This is a genomic window from Bradyrhizobium mercantei, assembly GCF_001982635.1.
GTDB classification, from domain to species: Bacteria; Pseudomonadota; Alphaproteobacteria; order Rhizobiales; family Xanthobacteraceae; genus Bradyrhizobium; species Bradyrhizobium mercantei.
The window spans coordinates 35,304-41,625 of the sequence record NZ_MKFI01000017.1 but is presented as its reverse complement, the minus strand read 5'-3'; the positions used below and the strand labels follow the sequence as shown (position 1 = coordinate 41,625).

Annotated in this window: 6 protein-coding genes; 1 reads left to right on the top strand and 5 read right to left on the bottom strand. The window is 65.5% G+C overall.

The genetic code is table 11. The annotated features are described in order from the left end of the window. Both BI327_RS40355 and BI327_RS40350 read right to left on the bottom strand, forming a co-directional pair. A partial coding sequence (locus BI327_RS40355; protein WP_245335078.1) for a helix-turn-helix domain-containing protein occupies nt 1-202 on the bottom strand: 202 nt, incomplete at its 3' end. 283 nt (nt 203-485) lie between these two features. Next, nucleotides 486-1,100 carry a TetR/AcrR family transcriptional regulator gene (locus tag BI327_RS40350; protein WP_245335077.1) on the bottom strand — a complete coding sequence of 205 codons (615 nt, stop codon included), beginning with the start codon at nt 1,098-1,100 and terminating at the stop codon, nt 486-488. Nucleotides 1,101-1,188: 88 nt separating this feature from the next. Here BI327_RS40350 and BI327_RS40345 point away from each other — a divergent pair, with 88 nt between their 5' ends. Beyond that, nucleotides 1,189-2,730 carry a 4-hydroxyphenylacetate 3-hydroxylase family protein gene (locus BI327_RS40345; RefSeq protein WP_076867193.1) on the top strand — a complete coding sequence of 514 codons (1,542 nt, stop codon included), beginning with the start codon at nt 1,189-1,191 and terminating at the stop codon, nt 2,728-2,730. 251 nt (nt 2,731-2,981) lie between these two features. On the opposite strand, the gene mdlC is transcribed toward BI327_RS40345, so the two are convergent. The 3 genes from mdlC to BI327_RS40330 all read right to left on the bottom strand — a co-directional run bounded on the left by mdlC (nt 2,982) and on the right by BI327_RS40330 (nt 6,266). Further along, nucleotides 2,982-4,607, bottom strand: coding sequence for a benzoylformate decarboxylase (gene mdlC / locus BI327_RS40340; RefSeq protein WP_076867192.1), 1,626 nt, complete (start codon nt 4,605-4,607; stop codon nt 2,982-2,984). A 258-nt stretch (nt 4,608-4,865) separates the two neighbouring features. Further along, the gene (gene blaBJP / locus BI327_RS40335) at nt 4,866-5,753 is read right to left on the bottom strand and encodes a BJP family subclass B3 metallo-beta-lactamase (RefSeq protein WP_076867191.1); all 888 of its coding nucleotides are present in this window, start codon (nt 5,751-5,753) and stop codon (nt 4,866-4,868) included. Nucleotides 5,754-5,882: 129 nt separating this feature from the next. Then, nucleotides 5,883-6,266, bottom strand: a complete 384-nt coding sequence (locus tag BI327_RS40330) for a tautomerase family protein (protein ID WP_076867200.1) — start codon at nt 6,264-6,266, stop codon at nt 5,883-5,885. Nucleotides 6,267-6,322: the final 56 nt, after the last annotated feature.

Here is a 6,322-nt window from a genome sequence, read left to right as displayed (position 1 = left end):
GCGCAGGTGAGTTCTGCGGCCGACGCGATCGCTCCTGCAGTCCAACCATCCCGTCAAGCTGCCAACGCTCCAGCCACTTGTAGCCGGTCGTCGGACTGACGCCGAACCGGCGGCACAGCTGCCGAACGTTGGCTCCTTCGACCGAAGCCAGCATCACAAACTCCAATCGCTCGTCCATCCGGGACACCTCGCGGAACGGCATCCGACAGCCTCCATATTTTGCTGTCGAAAGTGTCCACGATGTCTCCGAACACCCGTCCACCATCTCCCCGGTCTGAACAGCGGGGGAGGGTGGGGAGAGGGGTGGCCCCGAGCGAGATCGTCGATCGAAGCGTTTATTTCACTCGCGTGTGGTTAGGAAAATCGAGAGAGCATCCGTGTGGTACCCCTCTCCCTAACCCTCCCCCGCAAGGGGGGAGGAAACCCTTCCGCCGGTGCCATCCTCACTTTCGCGCGCGGAAGTCCATGACTTGATCCACGCACTCTCACTCCTTGCGGAGTTGCGCGATCTTCTCGCGCAGATAGGCGTCCATCAGATCGGGGGCCGAGGCGCCGAACATCCTGATGCGGCCGGTGTGCAGCAACAGCAGCAGGCCGGTGGCGTGGGCGAAGCAGTCCACCATCACCGTGTTGGCCATTTGCCTTGACGCGCCGAGCGCCTCGGCGGCCTCCGCGATCGGGTGCAGTGCGGCCTCCAGCGCGGCGTTCAGCGCGTGGTCGCGGTCGTGGCCGAGCCCGGCCGGCTTCATGCCGCCGCGGAACAGATAGAAGCCGAGATCGAGGTCGCGCGGATTGTCCGCATAGTAGCGGAAGAAGCCCATGCCGGCAGCGTGCAGCCTCTGCTTGGCGCCGCGCGTGGTCGCGACCGCCGCGTTGACGGCCTCGCCCAGCGAGGCCAGCGATTGCCGCAGCACTTCGGCATAGATCGCTTCCTTGGAATCGAAATGAAAATACAGCGCCGCCGGCGTGTAGCCGGCCCGCGTCGCGATCGCCCGCAGGCTCGCGCCCTCCAGCCCTTCTTCGGCGAATACACTGCGCGCCGCGTCGAGGATCAGCTCCCGCTTGTGGCGGCTGACCGCTTCCTTCCTGCTCTCGCGCATCTGCATCCGGCGAATCCGTTCTTGACTCAATTCTAACAGTGTTCAATAATTTAACAATGTTCAAATAAATGAGCAAGGGAGAAGCGCCATGCTGATGACGGCCGCCGACTACCGGGAATCCCTGCGCCGCTACAGACCACGGGTGTTCGTCAACGGCGAGGCGGTGGCGAGCGTCGCGGACGAGCCGTTGCTGGCGCCGGGCGTCGCCGGTGTCGGCGTCACCTATGATTTCGCGCATCGCGCGGAGCATGCGCCGATCATGACGGCGCGGCAGGCGACCTCGGGCAAGACCGTCAACCGAATGCTCCACATCAACGAGAGCTCGCAGGACCTGCTCTACAAGCTCGAGGCGGTGCGGCTGGTGTGCCGCACCTCAGGCTGCGCGCAGCGCTATCTCACCCATGATGCGCTCAACGGGCTCTACCAGGCGACCAGGCTGACCGACGATCGCCACGGCACCGATTACAGCCAGCGCTTCCTCAACTATCTGCACGAGGTGCAGGACCAGGACCTGACGCTCGGCGTCGCCATGACCGATGCCAAGGGCGACCGCTCCAAGCGTCCGGGCCTGCAGGCCAATCCGGACGTCTATGTCCACATCAGCGAGCGTCGCCCGGACGGCATCGTGATCCGCGGCACCAAGGCGATCGTGACCGGCGCGCCCTACATGCACGAATTCCTGGTCATGCCGTGCCGCACCCATGTGCCCGACGACAAGGATTTTGCGGTGTGTTGCGCCGTGCCGATCGATGCGCCCGGCGTCACGATCGTGGCGCGCCCGGCCGGCCGGCCCGGCGATGCCGCGGCAAAATTCTCGGCGAAGTACGGCCAGTCGGTCGGCGTCGTGATCTTCGACGACGTGTTCGTGCCGCATGACCGCGTCTTCCTCGCCGGCGAGACCGAGGAGGGCGGCTTCCTCACCACCTCCTACGCCACGCATCACCGGCATTCCTGCATCGGCGCGCGCGCCGGCTTCGGCGATCTCCTGATCGGCGCCGGCGCGTTGATGATCGAGGCCAACGGGCTCGATGCCGAAAAGCACGCCCATATCCGCGAGGCGATGGTCGAGCTCATCACCATCACCGAGAGCTTCTATGCCTGCGGCGTCGCGTCCTCGGTCTATTGCACGAAGGACCCGGCCGGTTCGGTGATGCCGGACGCGGTGTTCTCGAACATCGGCAAGCTGTTGCTGGCAACCAAGATCTACGACATGCACCGCGTCGCGCATTACGTCTCCGGCGGCTTGATCGTGGCGCTGCCGGGTCCCGACGAGGACCACAATCCGGAAACGCGCGCCTCGCTCGCGGCCGTGATGGGCGGTCGTCCCGATATCCCCGCCGAGCAGCGCGCCGAGGTGGCGCGGCTGATCGAGGACCTCACGGTGTCGCACGAAGCCGGCTGGTACTCGGTGATCTCGCTGCACGGCGGCGGCTCGCCGGAGGCGATGAAGCGCGAGATCTGGCGCAATTATCCCGTGATGGAGAAGGCCGAACTGGTCGAGAATCTGCTCGGCCGCGGCCTCGTCGACGAGGGCCAACGGGTATCGAAGCAGCCCGGCCGCTGCTGCGCCACCGGCTGCGAGGTGCCGGCGCCGTCAGAGCTGAAGCACGAGCCGGCACTCGTGAGGTGAGCACGCCGACCGGGCTCCCTCCCCCCTTGCGGGGGAGGGCTGGGGAGAGGGGTAAGCCCCGGGCGAGGTATTGATGTGAGTATCGCTTTCGCAATCTCGATCGGGTTTTGTTGAGACTCATATTGAGTGAGACTCATATTCGAGAGAGCATGCCGTGTGGCACCCCTCTCCCTAACCCTCCCCCGCAAGGGGGGAGGAAACCCAGCCGCCGGTGGCATCCTTACGAGTGCGTGCGAGCCCGCGTCTGGTCCCTAGCTCTTCTGCGTGTAGAGCAGCGGCACCGCGGAATCGACCATTACCTCGATCAGGCTGGCGCCCTGATGCGACAGTGCACGCTGGTAGGCAGCGGCGAGCTCGGCTGATTTCGTCACCCGCACCGCGTCGCAGCCCATGCCTTCGGCGAGCTTGACGAAATCGATCCCGGGCAAATCGAGGCCCGGCACGTTGCGCACCTGCATCACCTGGCTGAACGAACGCATCGCGCCGTAGCCGGAATTGTTCATCACCACGACCGTCAGCGGCAGCTTGCGCTGCGCCGCGGTCCACAGCGCCTGGATCGAATACATCGCCGAGCCGTCGCCGATCAGGCAGACGGTGCGCCCCTCGCGGCGGCCGAGTGCCATGCCGACCGCGGCCGGCAGGCTGTAGCCGAGGCCGCCGCTCGCCATGGTGTAGAAACTGTCCTGGCCGCGCATCGGCATCGCCTTCTGCATCAAGGGGCGGTGCGACGGCACTTCCTCGACCAGCGCATCCTGCGGCCCCATCGCGGCCGAAAGCGCATGCAGCGCATATTCGGCGGGGATCGGGTCGCCGGCCGCGGGCGCCGGCGGCAGGATGCGGCCGGCCGGTGCGGCGCGCTTGGTCTCGGGCAGCAGCTCGAGCAGCGCCGTCAGCGCCGGCTTCATGGTCGCGACGATGCTGCGGCCTGTGGGCGTCATCGCGGCGGCATCGGGATCGTCGGTGATCTGGAAGATCGTGGTCGCGCCGTCGAAGATCGCGGCGTGGCCCTCGACATGGAAGGTGAACACCGGCGCGCCGACCACGACGACGAGATCGTGCTCGCGCAGCGCGTCGGAAAGCTGCCCCGGTGCGGCATGCAGGAAGCCGGCGAATTGCGGATGCCGCTCCGGGAATGAGCAGCGCGCCGAGAACGGGCTGACCCAGACCGCAGCTTTCGTCTTCTCGGCGACGTCAACCATGAGATCGACGGCTTGCGCGCGATCGACGGCAGGGCCGACGACGAGGGCAGGGTGCTTGGCCTCGCCGAGCGCGGCCGCCAGCGCCTGCATCGCCGACAGATCGGGGCCGACTTCGCGGCTGACCTGGCGCGCGTCGAGCGGCTGCGTCGCATGCGCCCAATCGTCGATCGGCACCGAGACGAAGGTCGGCCCGCAGGGCGGCTGCATCGCGACGTAGTAGGCGCGCGCGATCGCGGCCGGGACGTCCTCGGCACGCGCCGGCTCGACCGCGAACTTCACGTAAGGCCGCGGGAATTCGGAGGCGCGCTCGGCGTAGAGGAAGGCCTGCAGCGGCATGATCGAGCGCGCCTGCTGGCCCGCGGTGATCACCAGCGGGGTCTGGTTGCGATAGGCGTTGTAGATGTTGCCGAGCGCGTTGCCGACCCCGGCCGCCGAATGCAGATTGACGAAACCGGCATTGCGCGTCGCCAGCGCATAGCCGTCGGCCATGCCGACGACGGAAGCCTCCTGCAGGCCGAGCACGTAGTCGATGTCGTCGGGCCAGTCGCTCAGGAACGGCAGCTCGGTCGAGCCGGGATTGCCGAACACCTTTTTGATGCCCCAGGCGCGCAGCAGGCCGAAGGTGGCGTCCTTGACGGTGACGGTTTTGCCTTTGGCGGCGGGTTTGCGCGTCGACATCGGGCGGCTCCCATTGCGGTCTTGTTACGTTCCGTCATTGCGCGCGGCAAAAGCGGAAAGGCAATCCACCTGTCGATGGATTGCCTGACGATGTCAAGCCGCAGCCTCCATAGTTGCCGCGGCAACGGCCGAATCCACGTCATCCTGAGGTGCGAGCGGAGCGAGCCTCGAAGGGGGCGTGGCCACCGGCCGGGCCGTACATCCTTCGAGACGCGCTGCGCGCTCCTCAGGATGACGGGGCGACGTTTGGCGATGGCCCTAATTGGCCTTCTGCAGCGCGGCGGTCTGCTTGGCGAGCTGCTTGTCGAAATCCTGCTCGAGAGCCGCCACATAGGTGGCGTTCTCGCCCGGCTTCACGAACGGGTTCGGCGCGCCGTCCTTCATCTGCGCGCGCTTGGCCTGCATGTCGTAGACCTCCGGATGCGGCCCGAGCAGCACGTCGACCTTCATCGCCTTGACCTTGGCGAAGGTCGAGCGGTAGTCGTCGACGATGCCGGGATAGGTCGGGCGGCCGACCAGCCGGTTCAGCGCCACGGTTCCGCTGCAGAAGAACAGCACGTTGCGCTGCTGGTTGCCGTCCTTCACCGTCATCTCCCAGCTGGTGCAGCCGGGCGAATGGCCGGGCGTCGCATGCGCGGTCAGCGTCACATCGCCGAGCGTCACCTTGTCGCCTTCCTTGACGGTGCGGTCGACCTTCACAGGCGTAAACGCAAGATCGGCGTTGCTCTCGTCGCCCGGATAGTAGCCGCCCTCGAGCAGCGGCTTGTCGCGCTCGCCGGCGATCATTTGCGCGCCGGTCTCCTGCTTGATCTCGGCAAAGCCGCCGGTGTGATCGAGATGGGCGTGGCTGTTGAGGATGATCTTGATGTCGGCTTCCTTGAAGCCGAGCCTGGTGATGTTGTCCTTGATCATGCCGGTCGACTGCTGCATCGCCGTGTCCATCAGGATCAGCCCCTGCGACGTCTTGATGATGTAGACCGCGATCCCGTCGGTGCCCACATAGTAGATATTGTCGATGAGCTCGTACGGTTCGAACGGCGCGGTCCATTTCTTCATGACCGTTGCCATGAAATCCTTCAGCGTCTGTGCCTGCGCACCGGTTGCGATCAGCGCGAGCGCGCACAGCGCGGCTGCGATCGTCCTCATGGTTGCCTCCCTGCTTGTTGTTGTTCGTGCACGGGCGGCACTATGCGTGCTGGCAACGTCGGCCGCAAGCTGCGGACGGCAAGCCGCCGGGCAAGGCGACCCGCCGTCCGGCGCATGCCTGTTCTGCGGTCAGCTCGCGTATTGCGCGATGCCGTTGCCGAACGACCAGTTTTCCTTGGTGACCTCGACCAGGTTGATGAAGATATCGTCCGGGCGTCCCTGCAACTGGCTCTGGAAATCGTCGACGATGCGCTTGTAGAACGCCTTCTTCATCTCGACCGTACGTCCGGCATTCATGGTGATCTGGATGAAGATGAGGTCATCGCTGTAGGTGTTGCCGAGATAGTTGTCGGCGTAGTTCAGCTCGCCGCGATCGTGCTCGGTAATGATCTGAAACTTGTCATTCTCCGGCACGTTGATGGTGTCGCGCATCGCCTTGTAGACGATCTCGCCCAGGGTCTTGCGATATTGGGCGGACTTGCCGCGCTTCAGGTCGATACGAACGAATGGCATGGTGGTCTCCTGTGTGATACGGGGCTCGTCCATAAGAGACCCGCGTGATCGAGGTG